Source organism: Desulfosarcina cetonica JCM 12296, from assembly GCF_001311845.1.
GTDB lineage: Bacteria > Desulfobacterota > Desulfobacteria > Desulfobacterales > Desulfosarcinaceae > Desulfosarcina > Desulfosarcina cetonica.
In genome coordinates this window covers 1-17388 of sequence record NZ_BBCC01000141.1, presented here as the reverse complement: position 1 = coordinate 17388, position 17388 = coordinate 1, and the positions used below count along the sequence as shown (strand labels likewise).

The 17388-nt window shown below is 56.0% G+C and carries 17 protein-coding genes and 1 pseudogene; 5 read left to right on the top strand and 13 right to left on the bottom strand.

Annotated elements, in window-relative coordinates; all coding sequences use genetic code 11:
• The 13 genes from JCM12296_RS50795 to JCM12296_RS45570 form a co-directional block, all read right to left on the bottom strand.
• Positions 1 to 149 (bottom strand): hypothetical protein (locus tag JCM12296_RS50795; protein WP_479690881.1); only part of this gene is annotated, 149 nt, incomplete at its 3' end.
• A gap of 20 nt (positions 150 to 169) precedes the next feature.
• Positions 170 to 487 carry a hypothetical protein gene (locus JCM12296_RS24370; protein ID WP_054698847.1) on the bottom strand — a complete coding sequence of 106 codons (318 nt, stop codon included), beginning with the start codon at positions 485 to 487 and terminating at the stop codon, positions 170 to 172.
• A gap of 10 nt (positions 488 to 497) precedes the next feature.
• Positions 498 to 4463, bottom strand: a complete 3966-nt coding sequence (locus JCM12296_RS24365; protein ID WP_083456473.1) for a PilC/PilY family type IV pilus protein — start codon at positions 4461 to 4463, stop codon at positions 498 to 500.
• Positions 4460 to 4759, bottom strand: a complete 300-nt coding sequence (locus JCM12296_RS24360) for a hypothetical protein (protein WP_054698845.1) — start codon at positions 4757 to 4759, stop codon at positions 4460 to 4462. Before JCM12296_RS24360 ends, JCM12296_RS24365 begins: the two co-directional genes overlap by 4 nt.
• Before the next feature lie 34 nt (positions 4760 to 4793).
• Positions 4794 to 5390, bottom strand: a complete 597-nt coding sequence (locus JCM12296_RS24355; RefSeq protein ID WP_054698844.1) for a hypothetical protein — start codon at positions 5388 to 5390, stop codon at positions 4794 to 4796.
• Entirely contained in the window at positions 5390 to 5854 is a 465-nt protein-coding gene (locus JCM12296_RS24350; protein WP_054698843.1) for a type IV pilus modification PilV family protein, read from the bottom strand. Before JCM12296_RS24350 ends, JCM12296_RS24355 begins: the two co-directional genes overlap by 1 nt.
• 13 nt (positions 5855 to 5867) lie before the next feature.
• Entirely contained in the window at positions 5868 to 6515 is a 648-nt protein-coding gene (locus JCM12296_RS24345) for a PilW family protein (RefSeq protein WP_213181521.1), read from the bottom strand.
• Between the two features lie 356 nt (positions 6516 to 6871).
• Positions 6872 to 7033 carry a hypothetical protein gene (locus JCM12296_RS40210; RefSeq protein ID WP_172684070.1) on the bottom strand — a complete coding sequence of 54 codons (162 nt, stop codon included), beginning with the start codon at positions 7031 to 7033 and terminating at the stop codon, positions 6872 to 6874.
• A gap of 21 nt (positions 7034 to 7054) precedes the next feature.
• The gene (gene qrcD / locus JCM12296_RS24340) at positions 7055 to 8353 is read right to left on the bottom strand and encodes a menaquinone reductase integral membrane subunit QrcD (RefSeq protein WP_054698841.1); all 1299 of its coding nucleotides are present in this window, start codon (positions 8351 to 8353) and stop codon (positions 7055 to 7057) included.
• Positions 8354 to 8425: 72 nt separating this feature from the next.
• Entirely contained in the window at positions 8426 to 9253 is an 828-nt protein-coding gene (qrcC, locus tag JCM12296_RS24335) for a menaquinone reductase iron-sulfur cluster-binding subunit QrcC (protein WP_054698840.1), read from the bottom strand.
• 21 nt (positions 9254 to 9274) lie between these two features.
• Positions 9275 to 10078, bottom strand: a complete 804-nt coding sequence (locus JCM12296_RS24330; protein ID WP_246804824.1) for a molybdopterin dinucleotide binding domain-containing protein — start codon at positions 10076 to 10078, stop codon at positions 9275 to 9277.
• Positions 10079 to 10496: 418 nt separating this feature from the next.
• Positions 10497 to 11432: a molybdopterin-dependent oxidoreductase gene (locus JCM12296_RS24320; protein ID WP_054698837.1), complete on the bottom strand. Its 936-nt coding sequence runs from the start codon at positions 11430 to 11432 to the stop codon at positions 10497 to 10499.
• A gap of 71 nt (positions 11433 to 11503) precedes the next feature.
• Positions 11504 to 11878 carry a hypothetical protein gene (locus JCM12296_RS45570; RefSeq protein ID WP_246804823.1) on the bottom strand — a complete coding sequence of 125 codons (375 nt, stop codon included), beginning with the start codon at positions 11876 to 11878 and terminating at the stop codon, positions 11504 to 11506.
• Between the two features lie 923 nt (positions 11879 to 12801).
• Here JCM12296_RS45570 and JCM12296_RS24310 point away from each other — a divergent pair.
• The 5 genes and pseudogenes from JCM12296_RS24310 to JCM12296_RS45555 all read left to right on the top strand — a co-directional run.
• A pseudogene (locus JCM12296_RS24310) lies at positions 12802 to 13739 on the top strand (ABC transporter ATP-binding protein).
• Positions 13740 to 13873: 134 nt separating this feature from the next.
• A complete protein-coding gene (locus JCM12296_RS24305; protein WP_246804820.1) occupies positions 13874 to 14479 on the top strand; it encodes an ABC transporter permease in 606 nt (201 codons plus the stop codon).
• Between the two features lie 163 nt (positions 14480 to 14642).
• Positions 14643 to 16505 carry a GldG family protein gene (locus JCM12296_RS24300; RefSeq protein WP_054698836.1) on the top strand — a complete coding sequence of 621 codons (1863 nt, stop codon included), beginning with the start codon at positions 14643 to 14645 and terminating at the stop codon, positions 16503 to 16505.
• Positions 16506 to 16508: 3 nt separating this feature from the next.
• A complete protein-coding gene (locus JCM12296_RS45560; RefSeq protein WP_054698835.1) occupies positions 16509 to 16982 on the top strand; it encodes a hypothetical protein in 474 nt (157 codons plus the stop codon).
• Between the two features lie 29 nt (positions 16983 to 17011).
• On the top strand, positions 17012 to 17388 hold a 377-nt coding region (locus JCM12296_RS45555), incomplete at its 3' end, for a hypothetical protein (RefSeq protein WP_157067863.1).

Sequence of the window (17388 nt, the reverse complement as noted above, 5' to 3'; positions counted from 1 at the left end):
CCCAGCCATTGGCCGCCTGCTGCATGCACCTCGACGGTGTCGCCCGCCTGGGGTTCTCCGGCGACGCTGGCCACGGCGCCGGAGAATATCCATGGATGACGGTTGATCAGCGATTTTTCGCGTTTGGGGGCGAGAACAATTCGAGCCATTTCGTTTTTCAACGATATGGTCATTTTTCGTTTTTCGATTTCTTGCTGATGGAGATCAGCCTTTTTGTCGTGCCCTGGATTTCATAGGTAATAACCACCGGGTCCGAGACCTGGATGCTTTTTGATCGTAGGGCTTCCCCGATAGGTCCTTTTTCATCGATGCGATAGACCTGGGATCCCACCGTCACCGATGCGTCCCTAAGGTTGATGGCCGTGACTTTTCCTTCGTCAAAATGGATTGGATTGACTGTGATTCTGGCAGCGGATGGTCCGGCGGAAAAAAGGATGCCGAACACCAACAGCGTGATAATCCGTAAATCGAATTTTATAATCCTCATGAGCATCTCCTTATTGGGCCAATCTGCGGGTGTCCCGCCAATAGTAGGGAGCCAGTCCGGACGGGAAATCCATTTCATCCAAGGTCACGATCTTGCCTTGAACGGAGACGAACCCGTCGGCAATGCCATGGCGAATGACCACGGCGATACCCGACGGAATCTGCGTGCCGACGCCCAGATAGCGATCCCGACGAGTGTACTTGGCCTCTTCGGTAGTGTTGCCGTTCTCATCCGTTGTGGTGGTGTTATTACCGTCATAGAAGTCGTACACGGCGTTGCCGTCGCAGTAATTGACCGCATAGACCCGGGCGCTACCGTCATATTCGCAAATATCGTTGCTGGCCGCCGGTTCCGCCGGATTGTAGGTCGGCACATAGACCACGCCGTTGAACAGGGTGATGGGTGAAATCGCTTTTTCGCCGGTGTGATAGCCGTCCTGATCCGGACTGGGGCAGCCGCTCAGGCCATCGGCGTCAAAGAGCATATACCAGCCCTTGGCGGTTTTCTCAAGGAAGGTGTAAATCCCGTTTTTCTCGTCATTGGTGACATTGATCACATCGGGCTCCAGGGCGCCGCAGGTGACGTTCAACAGGTCCTTTTCCGTAAACAGCTGGGTCAAATCGTCATAGGTGCCGGTATAGCCCGTACTACGATGATCCATATAGTATGCATGGGCATCGTAAAAGCCGTAGATCCCATTTTCCACATAGGTTTTGTCGCCGGTAAAGGTGGGATTTTCCCGATCCCCGGTACCCATGTAGAGAACCGGCACGTCGATGTAACAATTACCGGCATAGCTGACCTCTGGACTGTAAAAGGTGCGTCGTGGATTGACGACCCATTTTGAAGCGGTATTCGTATCCTCAATAAAATTGATCGTCCCGCGCGGGTCGGTGGTATCATCGACCGTGTAGCCATCGAAACTGGCCCTGTTTTCATAGGCCGAATCCTGATCGGTCATGGGGTTGGTCCGGAAGATCAGGTTGAGAAAAAATTTGTTAACGACAATACCATTCTCGTCCTTGTATACATAGGAGAGTTTCCACACCTGCCCATACAGGTCGGTGATGTAGGCGGCGAGTAGTGTATTGTTGTTAGGATTAAGGGCGATTGTCGGGTCTGCCGGAAAGCAGTACTTCATTTGGTTCCGCAAACCCGTAATCGTAGAATCATAGATGAATTGGGATCCGCCGGAAAAGAAGCTCGCGTCCAGGGGAAGACCGGTGCCCAGATCGATGATGTATATGCCCCGTCCCATGGCACTGACATGAGTTGCGTCCAGATAATAGTCATCGTTGGTGCTGCGGTCCTCGTTGGCATCGTAGCCCCCGGGGATGATTAATAGCCGTTTATAGGTGTTTTCGCCGGTTTGGATCTTGAAGAATTCCGGCATGCCCCACGACTGACCCAACTCCGCCATTCCGGCAGTGCTGGTGTTAAGGGACCAGGCAATGCTCCAGTTGGCCGGACTGGCACTGGTGACATCCAAGGCGTAATAGGCCTGACCGCCCCGACGCAAGCCGAATATCAGGAGCAGTTGGTCGTCGGCCTTGTCGGTCGTACCTTTGTCATTTTTGACCAGGTTGATGGGACCATCCACCGTATAGAAATGGTCATTTCCCAGATCCGGATCGTAATACTGGAGACGATCCAATATATCGGGAGGAACGAAGGCATAGATTTCCTTGCCGTTGGCATCGTCGAAAACATGGAGCATGCCGTCGTTGGCCCCCACGGCGATATAGCGGTGGGAGACTTCGTAGTTTTCATCGAAATAGTCGATCAATACCGGCGATGAGTGAACAATGGCGCCCAGCGGCCAGGCACGCTTGTATACCGGGGCGCCATCCACATTGGCGGCATAGGTATAGCCGTAAAGGTAATTGATGATCTCCCAGGCCTCCTCCGGCGTTGAAACACCTAGGTCGGAATAGGTGACCGTATCTGTGGAGACCCGAACGTCCAGCCCGCCGACCAGGGTGTGGATCGTTCTGAAGGACGGGGTGTCGCTCAGGATCGTCGTGGGGGTGGGGATGATATTGTACAAGATCTGGCCGGCCCCGCCTTTCTCCACATCCCCTCCGTCATCCACGGTGGACCAGAAGGACGAAGTGTTGGGCAGCATGTAGCCTTCGCAGTCGGTGGCCTCCTGACCACCCACCCACTCACCGCCGCTATCGACGGAGCCGTCCACCACGACCCATTGCTCTGTCTTTTCCCCGTCACAGTCTGCCTTCCAATCGTATCTGAGACCGTATTTTTTCAAGTTGCCGGTCCACATTTCATCTTCCTTGGGCTTGAACAGGGCCATGTAGATGCGATCACCGGACTGCACGCGGTTGGTCTCGTCCACGGAAACCACCGGCGCCGTGTAGGATGTGTACTCGGCAATGGCCAGGCCGATGGAATGGAAGGCATTGATGACCTGGGCTTTGGAGTAGGCTGTCAAATTCATGCCGATGGCCTTGCCGTATTGGTCCACCTGGATGTCGGCCGTGTGCTGCAGCATGGGCTGGTCCACGCAGAAGCCGATATTGTGCACGGTAATATTGTCGGGCGAGTCGCGGCGGTCTTCAATATCCACGACCGACTGATCCACATAACTGTGGGAGAACATGTAATAGGCCACGTCATCGTAATAGTTGAGCGGCACATAGGGGACATAGTAGTTAGGGTATTGAAAGGGATCGGCGGTGTACTGGACATCATCATGGTAGTCGGCTGACGTAAAATCCACGCCGGAAATACGCGTCCAATCCGTATCGTTGGAGGGGAAACCGTCCGTCAGGCTGATGACGAAGTTTTTGTTGCAATCCTGGTGAACCTGATTCACCTTTTTGTTGAAATAAGTAAAAATATCCTGGAGGGACTCGCCGAGGGGCGTCCCCCAATCAGCCGTGGCGCTTTCCAACTGATTGATCAGGTTCTGCTTGTCTTTGTCGTCGCTGAAGCTGGCGTTGAGGGGTGCCAGTTCCACCGACCCGGAGTTGTATTTTTGATCGAAGACGCTGATTCCCCAATTGATCTTGCCCCGCGTGGATTCGATCACTTCGATAATGGCTTCCTGGGCCACCTTGAGTCGGGATGATATCTGAAAGTCGATTTCGGATTGGTATTGATAAGTATCCACCTGCCAACCCTTGGCCACGGTATCGGCATCGCCGTCCGTTTTGAAGCGCAGGGTGATCTGAGGGCCGCTGACCCAGTCGGTCCAGAAGTCGGTTTGCGAGGTCGCTCCCGAGTAGGTGGCCTTGATGGCGCTGTTCTCATCCCTGAGTTCCAGAATGTCGCCGGCCCCGAGAATCAATTCCGAGAAATGAAGCCGCATGCTTCCGGACTGGCCATTGTAGATCACATAATTGACGCTGCCGTCAGTTGCTGAATCAAAGTTGGTCGGATAATTGTTCTCATAATTCGGGGAGGTGAGAGAGAAAGAGACTGTCGGTACATAGTTCTCTTTTGGAAAAGTGCAGTATTCCCAGGCACGCACCCATTGATTTTTCACATATACATATTGGTTATAAACCATTTGCATGTTTAGCCAGTTGCCGGTAACGAAGAAGTAATCCATGGTCTTGCTACCAACCAGTGCTGCATCAGATGGCACATTGGTTATATTCCCGCCGCTATTTTGAAAATACCCGCTGAAATAGTAGCCCGGTGCGCGGATGAGGCCGGCAAAGCCGTTGTCCACCCGTGATCCGTCGTAGTTGTCCTGCCAAACATGCAGCTTTAGGGAGCGGTTGTTGGGCAGCGGTTCGGCCTCCTTCACTGGATCGTATTTGTAAAGGACCGTTCCATCCGCATCGGTGATGACATTTCCACCGGACAGCGAACCATCGGCGTTGATCGTGGTGCCGGTATCGATAATTACACTCGACCAGTAAATGTCCGGATTCGCTGCATCGCCGGTCATGCCCGATGAAGCCGTATACCCGACATTGCCGGCAACTAGATAAATCCGATCACGAATCATGCTGCGCTGGTGGGATAAAACGTGGAGTTGGTATCGTAATAACCGTTCGAACTGTCCCAGGATCGGGTCCAATCACCCCTGTTTTCACAGATGTAACGATAAAAAGCATGATAATCGACATCGTTTTCATAGACCCCGAACGCCATGCTACCGGAATTGTCCAGCAGGATCATGACGTTGTGCTGGACCTTGGGCTTGTAAATGTCGGTGTCTTCCGCCATGGCGGGAATAATGACCAGAAGGGAAAGAAACACCAGGAATGTCGAGAAACCAAAATATCGTAGTTTGTTGAACACGGCGAACTCCTATCTTATAAAAATATTGGGTGGATCAACTGCTCTTGGGACCGATCTTGCGAAATCCCTGGACGATGGCCGAGGTTTTCAATTCAACGGCTCCGCCGGCGTCGGTTTGTTGCACCCGGGTACCGATATCGTAAACGAAGGAGGAGAAATTGGTGTCAAATCCCTTGGGCAAATACCCTAAACCGACATAGTAAACGCGATAGGCGTATTCCCGGTCGGTCAGGCTGTTTAAAACAGTGCTATTGCTGGTGTTGGTCGGCCATGCGGGATCGGTATAGTTTTCCACCTGGCTAGCGTTTGGACCGGAGACTCGGGAACCATCGCTCGTCGTGGTCACGATGACGGGGGTGGATGTATCCAGGATCGCGTAATTGCCGCCCGTGGTTTTGTCCACATCGTAGGCCACCTCATGCCCGGCCGATTCGGAGTAGTAGAACAATTGTTTGCGCTCGATATCCCTCCTGGTGTATTTCAGCTCGGTATTGGAATAATTAATCACCGTGATACCGCCGAGGGTCAGGATCAGCAGACCCAGAACGGCGAAGATAATGGCCGAGCCTTCGTTGTTGGACGTTTGGCGTTGAAACCAGCGCATGGAGCGGGTGTTGGATAGCATGATCATCAGTCCTCCTGTTTGATAAAATCAAAAGCCGCCCGTTTGGGGGATGCACCCACGGGGTCCCAAGTGGTGATCACGCGAACCTGCTTGAAGCCCCTGGGATTGTCGGCCACATTCCAATATAGGGTGGTGTTGCGGCCATCCGGGGATGCAAGGGTGAAATCAGCGGTTGCGGCGCTGTCGGCATCCAATCCGGCGGTACCGTCACCGTTGGTATCGATGAAGTTGGGATTGTCAAACGCTTGACCGACAAATTGTTCGAACTGACTGGCCGTCCAGGCCGCGGCATCCATGGAAAGCCGACCGGTGGTATTGCCGATGACCGCACGGGTTTGCAACGCCGCCACGGCAAGGAATCCGATGGCGAAAATGGTCATGGCCACAAGGACTTCGATCAGGGTGAAGCCTGCGGTGGTATTGCATGGCCGCATGGCTGCAGTGGATTGTTGGCGATTTGATTTCAGCATGCTGTTGGCCCTCCTAATTCAAACTGATATTGCGGAAAGTGACTTGCGTGGTGAGAGCCCGACTGACTGAGTCGCCCCATCCGGCATTGTTTTGCAGGGCCAGGGTGATGATTGCCGACCGGATGTCGTTTAACGTGGCGGTTGTCGCGCCTGACGCATCGAGAAAGCTGAAACTGCTCTGGGCAGGATTAATGTTCGTAAGAATGATGTTGGACGTCTGGCTGGTGGTCCCCTCATCGAAAATTTTCAATAACCGATTGTTGGCCGCATCGATCTGGTAGGTGATGCGCTCCCCGCGGCCATCGTCAATGGCCCCAGAGTAGTCGTTCGAGGCCGTTTCATAGAAAATATCCTGGGTGAACCTGAGTCGTGTCGACGTGGCAACTTCAAGCCCCGCATCCGCCGATCGTTTCGGATCAAAACCGGCATTGCGGATATCCAGCATCATGCGCTCCATGGTCTGGCGTAACGCCTGCTGGGTATCGGCAACCACTTTTTCGGCCATGTAGGATTTGTTGAGTCGAATGTACATGTTGACGATCAGCACCATCACGATCGAGGATATGGCTATCGCCACCAGAAATTCGATCAGGGTAAAGCCGCCTTTACGGCCCAGCACAGTGTTTTCGTTCTCATCCCATTTTGTTTTTTTTGCCACCATCGCAAACCCTCTATTGCTGTTGTTGGGGAAACGGAACTGGATCCGTGTTTGGATGAACTTGGAACTGTTCTTGCGGTTTTTTTGATTTGAAAGTACATTAAGCAATAAATGCGCCATTTAAAAAAGGATGGATCCGTGAAGCATGATTAGTGGTTTGATGGCTGGTTGGGTTGGATTCTTGAGGAAATGTGGAATCGTTAGGTATGAAATTTGTTTATAGGTCTATTAAATTTTTTAATAGAGCCTGCCGTGGTACGATGGGTTTGATTTTTCATGCCTGAAAATAAAAAACGCTTTCCACGGTTTCAATCCCCTGGAAAGGCGCTGTATGTTATTTTTTGCGATGCGATGGTTTTTTAATGGTGGTCGTGGCTGCCTTTGCCTTTGATCGTGTCAACGGCTGCCTTGATGATGCAATAGGTGATGCCAATGCCGATGATATTCAGGGCATACCAGAGACCGCCATGAAAGACCATATGGCCGGCGTCCCAGATCCACTCAAAACTAAAAGGAAACATGGTTTCTCCTCCTTATGCGGGCTAGGCTTGCGCCGGTTCGAGGTCTGCGGGGGTGTTGATTTCGGCCACGACCGCCGGTTCGTCGTCAATGGGATTCAATTCCGCTTCCTGGGGAAAAATCGGCAGATAGCGATATGAAATCATGATCAGGATGATCCCATAGGCCACGGGCAAAATCGTGGTGGCCACTTCCTGCCAGCTGGGATAGTACAGCGCCCATTTGTCGAAGGGCATGACCGGTACGGCCATCACCTGGAGCACCATGACCCAGCGGTTGAGGGAGACACCCATGACGGCGAGGATGATGGCCGTTACGCGCCAGACCGGATTTTTGCGCAAGGGCGCGCTGATCAGGATGATGGCGGGCACCAGACCGCCGAGGACGATTTCGGCGAAGAGGATCCAGTAGCCGTACATGGCCGTCCCGGTGTAGAAATCGGCCAACGTCTGTCCCAGGCCCGGGGCGGTGATGTTGGCCCAACGGGTGGTATCGAAGATCTTGGCGATGGTGTAGGTGAAGATCATCCAGCCGGAAATCTTGGCCAGAAGCTCCACCACATTGTCCTTGACCAGCTTCTTGCGAGTGACTTTTTCCGTAATCCAGGTAATCAGCAACGTGAAGCAGGGACCATACGCGGCAGCCGACCAGGTAAACAGGAAAAAGGTCCATGGCCAGATGAGCAACCCTTCCCGAAAAGAGAACGGCCGTCCGAACAGAACACCGGCGACGCCACCCAGGGAGCCCTGGTGGAAGAAGGAAAGAAACGCGCCGGTGGCGGCGAAGACCGCCATGGTTTCGTGCATGTTATGGCTCAGGTTGTGAAAGAACGGTACTCTGTCAATCTGGCGATTTTCCAGGATCAGCGGGATGTACTCGATGGTCAGCACCGAGAAATAGCAGGAGAGGCAGAAGGCCACCTCGGTGAGCATGGAGTGGACGTTGGCGTGCCAGAAGATGAACCATCCGCGCAGGGGCTGGCCGATGTCGATGGCCAGGATCAACAGGGCCGAGCTATAGCAGATGAAGCCGATGAGCACGGCGTAGTTGATGATGTATTTGAGTTCATCCTTGCCGATGATGTACTTGAGCAGACCACTGAAAAAAGCACCGCCACCCACAGCAATGACGGCCAGGTCGGCCCAGATCCACAAGGCGAATCCGTAGTAGTCATTCATGTTGGTCTGATTCAATCCTTTGAACCAGCACAGCAACATGGCATAAACGCCCCACGCGAGCACAACGCCCACAATGCCCAGTCCCAGAAGGAACTGCCACAACGGGCAACGTTTGACTCCTTTGGGTATTAAAGCAGAATCCATAGGGTAAGTACTCCTTGATCTGTACGGTTTGCCAATCGTATACAAAAACCTTTACCGCAAAGGCGCGAATCCTTAATGATGGGGCTTGGATACATGGCCGGTTGTTTCATGTGCCAAGTAGTTGTCGCCCGCGCGCCGGACCCATTCCCGGCTCGACAGGTAGTACACTTTGGTGTTGGTTCCCAGCCGTTCCAAGAGTCGGAACGCGCGCGGATTTTTCGATCGGTTCCCATTGTGGGGGTCTGGCTGAACGATCTGGTGCACCTTATGCTCAGGGTTGTTCAGATCACCGAAAACGATGGCACCGGCAGGGCAGGCCTGGGTGCATGCGGTTTGGTAGGCCGCTTCGGGCACACGCCGTTCGCCGTTGAGATAGGCCTTGTTTTTGGCCTGCTGATAACGATGAAAGCAGAAGCTGCACTTTTCAACCACGCCACGCATGCGGGGTGAGACATTGGGACTGAGGTATTTCTCCATGCCGTCGGGCCAGACCGGGTCCCACCAGTTGAAGTAACGTGCATGGTAGGGGCAGGCGGCCATGCAGTAACGACAACCGAAACAGCGGGTATAGATCTGGCTGACGATGCCGGTTTCATGGCTGTAGTCGGTGGCCGTCGCCGGGCAGACGGAGACGCAGGGGCTGTGTCCGCCGTGGCCCTCGCAATGCTGACAGGGCCGCGGTAGGTAGCAGATGTCCGTGTCCGGAAAAGACTTGCCATTGGTTAACTTGTAAACACGGATCCAGGTGATGCTGTCCAGCTTGTTCGATTCGTCGGTTTTGAACGGCACGTTGTTTTCCGACATGCAGGCGACCATGCAGGCGCCACAACCGGTGCACTTGTCAAGATCGATCGCCATTCCGTACTTCATAGGCGGATTGTGTTGCTGCTCGTGTTTCATCAGAACCTCACGTCAGGTTGGTTAGGCTTTGGCCAGCTTGGCCCGGATTCCCCAGGCGGCATCGTGGCCGGATGACGGATCCTCGACAGGGCCGATGAGTTCGTTGATATTGACGCCCTTGTCGGCCAGGTAGCCGTCATAGGCGGTATGCCCCAGCCCCTTGGCCATGGCGATCACGCCTGGCATGATCCCCTCATCGAGGTGCACGCGCACCGATGCTTCCCCGCAGGGGGTGGTCAACAGGGCGAGACTCCCCTCGCCAAGGCCGATCTCAGCGGCGGTTTGGGGGTTGATGTCAACGAAACCGTCTTTGCCTTTTATAACGGTGTCAGCCACCGTTTTGATCATGAAGGGTGCATCCCCGATGTAACCGCTTGAGATTCTCAAGGAGTCGTAGGGAATTAGCAGCAGGGGGAAAGCGGAGGCTTCGCCCTCGACACCGATGGTCGCTGCTTCGAGGGCTGGCGCACGGAAAGAACTGCCGGCGGTGGTCATTTGTTCGGCCGTCCAGACGCCATCTTTCATGAGGACATCCCATTTTTCCGCCAGGGTTTCCCGCAGGCAGGTTTCGTAATCGGCCCACGGAAAGGAGGCGGCCAAGCTGCCGCCCATGGCCCTGGCCAGACAGATTAGCGTCTCGCCCAGGTGCCGCGTGTTGAACTGCGGAGAGACGACGGGTTTGCTCAGACCGATGGTCTGGCTGGCCAATCCCGCGGTAACGGGTACATCCTCGAACCGTTCCAGGTAAACATGGTCGGGCAGGAGCAAATCGGCCATGGCGGCGGTTTCATCGTTGAAGGACGAGAAACTGACAATGAATGGGATCTTCTCAAAAGCCGCCTTGACGGCCTTGGTATCGTGCAGGCTGTGGCAGGGATTGCGTCGGCAACGAGCAGCGCTTGCAGCGGGTAGGGGCTGCCGCTGTTGATGGCGTCCACCAGACGGTGGGGCAAAGCGTTCGCGTTGGCATACGCACCGCTGCCGGCACCGTCAAGGCGTGGCTGACGCAGGCCGGCGGAAGCGGCTTTGTCGCTGGCGGGGTTGGCCCACTGGATGTAGTCCAGCGGTGCGATGGCCCACATTCCCCCATTTTGATTGATGTTGCCGGCAAGGGCGTTGAGCAGGTAGATCGCCTGCGTTTCGCGCAGACCTTCAGGGCTCAGCGCCTTACCCCGGCCGCTCAAGGCCAGGGGGCGATTGGCGGCGGCAAAGGCCTTGGCCAGTTCGGTGATGGTCTCGACGCTCACACCGGTGGTTTGGCTGACTTTTTCCGGCGCATAGTTGGCCAGCAGGGCGCCTTTGATATTGCCGAGCGAGGCGCTCTTGGCCATATTACCGGCCACCATGCCGCGGCGATACCAAGGGCCAGATCGGCTTCGGTACCCGGCGTGATCGGCACCCAGCGATTGGCCTTGGCGGCACTGTTCGAAAGGCGGGGTTCCACTTGGACCACCGGTACCCGTTTTTCCCGCCAGGTGCTGCAAGCCTTGATCATGCGCACGGGCGACCGCCAGCCGTCGGCCAGGCCGCTGCCAAAGCTCAATATGTAATCGGCGTTTTCAAGGTCGAAACCCGTGCGGCCGGCGGCGCCGAAAAGGGTCTTGACGGCCAGTTCATCGGTATCCTGAAAGGAAGGGGCGCAAATAAAATTGGGGGAACCGTAGGCGGTCATGAAGCGTTTGAGCAGGGACGGCACCGTGCCCTGGTCGGCACCGCAGATGGCCGCCACGCTGTGAGCCTCTCCATGCTCGCGGATCTCACCGAGTTTCTTGGACAATATCTCCATCGCCGCACCCCAGGAGATTTTCTGCCATTTGCCCTCGCCCCGTTCGCCGATGCGTTTCATGGGCGCTTTGATCCGCGTGGGACCATAAAGCATCTGGAGTCCGGAAAGTCCCAGGATACAAACCCCGCCGTCGTTGATCGGATGGCCTTTCTTGCCCTCGATCTTAACGGCGCGGTTGTCGACTTTGCGCACGGAGATGCCGCATCCGCCCGGGCAGAGGGAACAGGTGGTGTCCATGTAAACCACCTCGCCGTCGGGTGGCACCGGCGTCCACGGCCACATCTGCGACCAGATGGAAGAGTCATCCATCAGTTTCCACGGCAATGGCGACAGGGCCGTACCCGCTGCGCCGCCGATGACGAACGATAAGAAACTTCTTCTGTCAACTTTCATGAATTTTCCCCTCACCTTATATCCAAAGCAGACGCTGCAACCGTTTATCGGAACGTGCCGTTTGCCGGCGGTTACTTGTGGCAGACAAAACAGGCATCGCGATTGGTCTGAACGCTGGAGGTATGGATGATGCCGGCCTCCTTGTGGCATTGGGCACAGTCATCCATCTTCATGCGGTCCCAGCTGTTTTTCTTGAGCCCGGCGATATTCTTGCCCCAGATATCCCGGCTGTAGCCGGTGATGCGATTGTATTCGTAGGGACGGGCGCTTTCCGATTCGCCGATGTGGCCGTGGCAGGCGACGCAATCCATCTTGGCGCCATGAACGTGGGCGGCATGGGAAAAGAAGACACAGTCGGGCTGGCGGGCGTAAGCGTACCAGGGAACTTCGCGATTCTTCCAGACATATTGCTCGACAAAGGTCGCCTCCGCGTCGCTTTCGCCCATGGTTTCCTCATGGCACTGGGTACACTGGCTAATTTGGGAATTCCCGAAAAACTGCCGTCTTCCCTGAAGAAGTGGCAACTCTCACAGCCATTGTCGACTTCCGCCACATGCATGGCGTGATTGAAATTGAACGGTTGCTGTTTCTGGGAGTAGAGGAGTTTGGGGAAAGCAACCCATCCCAACACCATGCTGGCTGCAAAACCGATGATGAAGAACAGGACGATATACCCGCTGGCACCGGAATCGTTTCCATTTTTGGCATGCGCCGCACTATCATCCATCACCTCTGTGGCCTTCTCGTCTAAGGTACTCATGGAATCTCCGTCAACCGCTGTTTGATGACTTTTTTACGAAGCCATTGCCGATTAAACTCAATGCCCCTGTTAAACTCAATGCCCCTGCACCAGTTGCCGCATCAATCTACGGCCCACGCGCTTCTGGAGCGAATGCGCCGGATTCGTTGCCGATGCTTTCATGTTTAACATTGTCAAACGGGATGCGATCCCGCCCATGGGTGAAAAAACACGGGAGGTGGAGCTTGCGACTTAGTATCGGCAGTCGGTTTTTTGTCAAGAAAAAATCCTTGAAAACAGGCCGTTGAACGGGAATGCAACCAGCTGTGCAAACTTCGGCCGGCCGTCGCTTGACGCCCATTTCGCGCGGGCTGATCGGCCACTTGACGGGAGCCCTCGCCGGCCTTGACATATCCAGGGTGAATATTATTATTCGGCTGCTTTACCTGCCGCCGTTGGATGGCCTTTTGCGGCGGCAACCACATTTCTCAGGATGAAATGGGATTCTCGTGTTCATCGGGCTTGACACCACGCTCGCCGCTCGTTGCCCGCCTGACCGGCGTCGACGGGTGGCGTGTTGGCGTATTGTCATTTGAGCCAATCCGAAACGGCTAAGGAGACCGAAAATCCATGATTGAAGTCAAGCAGTTGACCAAACAGTTCGGCCAGCATCGAGCGGTGGACGACATCTCCTTCAGCGTCGAAAAGGGAGAAATTCTGGGGTTTCTGGGGCCCAACGGCGCGGGAAAGTCCACCACCATGCGAATGATTACCGGTTTTTTCCTCCCACCGCCGGAACGGTGGTGATCGGCGGCAGCGATATCCAGGCGGACGCCATCGCCGCCCGGCGTAAAATGGGCTATTTGCCTGAAAATGCGCCGGTCTACCCGGACATGACCGTTAGCCGCTATCTGGATTTTTGTGCGGCGATTCGGGGCTTTGACGGTACCGCCCGGCGTCAGCGGGTCGGCGAGACCCTTGAACGCTGTTTTCTGACCGGCGTCCGTCACCAAGCGGTCAGCACCCTTTCCAAGGGCTATAAACAACGGGTCTGTTTTGCTCAGAGTATCCTGCACGATCCCGAATATCTCATTCTGGACGAACCCACCGACGGGCTTGACCCCAACCAGAAACACGAAGTGCGGCAGATGATCCGCGATATGAGTGCCACCAAGGTGATCATTTTTTCAACCCACATTCTCGACGAGGTGGACACGGTCTGCAGCCGGGCGATCATCATTGCCGGCGGCAAGGTGGTGGCGGACGACACGCCCGACGGCTTGCGGCGCCGATCGGCATTTCACGGATCGTTGGTCTTGACCCTGGTCGGTGACACGGATGACAGCGCAGCCACGCGGATCGGCCAACTGCCGGGTGTGGCCTCTGTCTCCACGGTGCAGCGAGAGGGTGACGGGTGTACCCTGCGCATTTTTCCCGAGGACCCGACGGTATCCATCGCCGAGCAGATTATCCCGGCTGTTGGGCAGGATGGTTTTCGCATCCTTTCGGTCTTCGTCGAGCAAGGACGCCTGGATGACGTTTTCCGCGATATCACATCGGTGAATTAGGCCATGGCGTTCCTTGCCCCCGGCCAGGGGCAACCCGTCCTTTTATCGGCGCGCCAGCGACCCGGCCCTTTTGTGGGCTGGCGGCCGCGGCATCCGTATCGAATGTCAACCGACGCTGAATCCATGGAGTGACTATGCCATCAACCCGCAATACGACCCATCATATCCGTACGATCATGAAACGTGAACTCTCCGGGTATTTCGGATCCCCGGTGGCCTACGTTTTTATCGTCATCTTCCTGTTGTTGAACGGCTTTTTCACGTTTTACATCAGTAACTTTTTCGAAGCCGGGCAGGCGGACCTGAAGGGGTTTTTCCAATGGCATCCCTGGTTGTTCATGTTCCTCGTGCCCGCCGTGGCCATGCGCCTGTGGGCCGAAGAACGGCGTCTGGGAACCATTGAACTGCTTCTTACCCTGCCGGTGACGGTTACCGAAGTAATTCTGGGGAAATTTTTCGCCGCGTGGTGCTTTATCGGGATCGCCCTGGCACTCACCTTTCCCATGGTGCTGACCGTGATGTATCTGGGGAATCCGGATTTGGGGGTCGTTTTCTGTGGCTATGTCGGCTCACTTCTCATGGCCGGCACCTTCTTGAGCATTGGCAGCATGACCTCGGCGCTGACCCGCAGCCAGGTGGTCAGCTTCATCCTGGCCGTGGTGGCCTGCCTGTTCCTCATTCTGGCCGGTTTTGCTCCGGTGACGGCGGCGCTCTCCGGTTGGGCGCCTGTGGCTGGTTGACCTGGTTTCCGCCACCAGCGTACTCTCCCACTTCTCCTCCATGGCCCGTGGGGTGATCGACGTGAGGGATTTGCTCTACTACCTGTCGGTGATCGTTTTCATGATCTTCGTCAACGGCGTTATCCTGCAAAACCGGGAATCGGCATAAAGGAGGTCTCGATCCATGAGCGATGGAAAAAAACGTATCCATAAAACCATCTTTTCGGCCGGCAGTGCCGTGCTGGTATTGGTCATCGTGGTGCTGGTGAACCTGCTTTTCGCCCACACGACCCTGCGCTGGGACGCCACCGATGACAATCTCTACTCGCTTTCCGACGGCACGCGGACCATTCTTTCCCAGATGCAGCAAGACGTGGTGATCAAGGTTTTCTACAGCAAGCATGTGGTCAACATCCCATCCCATATCAAGATTTTCGCCCAGCGGGTGATCGATTTTCTCTCGGAGTACGAGCACTACGGCAAGGGGCGCATTACGGTTGAGGTCTACGATCCCCAGCCCGATTCCGAAGAGGAGGAGTGGGCCATTAAATATGGCATGAAGGGGCTCAGCCTGCCGACCGGGGATCAGTTCTACCTGGGGTTGGTGGCCCTTTCCGCCGACCAGGAAGCGGCCATCCCGTTCATCGATCCCAGCCAGGAGACGCGGCTGGAATATGATCTGACCCGCCTGATATCCCGGGTGCAGACGGCTGAACGACTGAAGATCGCCATTTATAGTGAACTGCCGATTTTCGGTGCCGGGATGAACATGATGATGGGGGGGCCTCAGCAGGGTCAAGAACCCTGGTTCTTTATCAAGGAGCTGAAAAGGAACTACGAGGTGATCCAGGTGGAGGCCAATGCGGACAGCATCGATCCCCAGGCCAAGCTGCTGATCCTGTTCCATCCCAAGACCATGACCGACAGCCTGGCTTTTGCCGTGGACCAATATGTCCTGGGTGGTGGAAATGCAATCGTTTTTGCCGACCCGGCCTCGCTGATGGACGACCCGCGCATGGGACCGGGCGGGTCCATCCCGGAAAAACTGTTCAAGGCCTGGGGCATCACCATGCCGGCGGGTAAAGCCGTTGCCGATTACACCTATGCCACCCGGCTGCGCAACCGTGAGAATCAGGTGGAGACCAACCCCCTGTGGCTTTCCGTACAGGCCGATGGGTTTAACAGCGAGGACCTGATCACCGCCAACCTGGAGTCGATGCTCTTCCCGGTTTGCGGCGCGATCGAAGCCCTTCCGGACACGCCCTATACGGTCGAGACGCTGGTGCACGCCAGCCCGAACAATGAGCTGGTCGATGCCTTCTCCCACAACATGGATGTCGCCGTCTTGCGGCGCAATTTCAAACCCTCGGGTGTATTGCGCAACCTGGCGGTGCGCATTTCCGGGACCTTCAAGACCGCTTTTCCGGATGGGCGGCCGAAACCGGCGGCCGCCGCGCAGGAACCCGCCGCTGACGAGACACCGGTTCTGACGACGGGCAAGGCGCCCTCGGTGATCGTGGTGGTCGGTGACAGTGATTTGCTCTATGATGGTTACTACCTGAGCCAACAGAACTTCCTGGGATTTGATATCTCCAATATTTTTAACGACAATCTGAATTTTCTGCTCAATACGTGTGAGATGCTGACCGGCAATCCGGCCCTGATCAGCCTGCGTTCACGGGGCACGTTCGAACGGCCCTTCACACGGGTGCAGGCCCTGGAACGTAAGGCCCAGGACCGTTGGCTGGCCCAGGAACAGGCCCTGGAACGACAGGTGGCCGAGACCAACGAGAAGCTGCGGATGCTCGAGCAGCGGAAGGACGCTTCCCAGCGGGCGATCCTGAGCGAGGCACAGGAGAAGGAAATTGCCCACTTCCAGGCGGAGAAACTGAAAATCGGCAAGCAGCTCAAGATCGTGCGCCGCAACCTGCGCGCCGAGATCGAGCAATTGGGCACGATGGTCAAATTCGTCAACATCTTCCTGGTGCCGATTCTGCTCGGCATCGGTGGCATCATCTTCGCGATGATGCGCAAGAGAAAGGCATAACTGATGAAAGCCAAGACGTTTGTGATACTGCTGATGGCCGCGGGATTACTGGCGGTCGTTGTGGCGCTTCGCCTGGGGGGGGGCAAGCCCACGGGGGAGATGCGAATGGGCGACAAGCTCTTTGCCGATCTTCCCATGGATCAGGTGGCCTTGGTGACCATTGCCGATGCGAAGCATCGGGTCACCCTGAGGCAGGGCGAGACGACGTGGCAGGTGGCGGAGCGTAGCGGATATCCGGCCGACTTCGGCGCCCTGCGCGACACGGTGATCAAACTTTCGCGCTTGAAGATCGGTCGCCGTTTTGCCGGTACACCGGAAAGCCTGGTGCGCTTGTCGTTGATGGCCCCCACGGCGACCACCGACAAAGGTCGGGGCCAGTCCATTACGCTCAAGGATGCCCAGGGAAAGGTTTTGGCGGACGTTATCCTCGGCCAGGTCCGCAAGACCGAGGGGGGGGGAGCGGCGGCCAGTACCTGAAACTCGCCGGCGAGGACACGGTTTTCCTGGTGGATGGCAATTTTCGTTTCCTGAAAACCATGCCGCAGGAATGGCTGGCGGATGAGATCCTGGACATCAAGGCCGATGATGTGGCCGAAGTGGCCTGCTACGCCGCGGATGCAAAAGCGCCGGTCTACACCCTTGCCCGGCCCAAGCGCGGGGCGTTGGCGGTGATGCGGCCCGTGCCTGCCGGACGAAGTGCCGATCCTGCAAAGATCGAGCAGCTCTTCGATGCCCTGGCGCCGCTTAACCTTTCCGATGTCAAACTGGCGGAGGATGGCGCCCTGCCGGCCGATGCAGACGGACGGGTGCGTCTGGTGTACCGGCTCTACGATGGCCGCGAGATTGTCATTTTCCCCAATCCGAGGGCAAGGAGAGCTGCGCG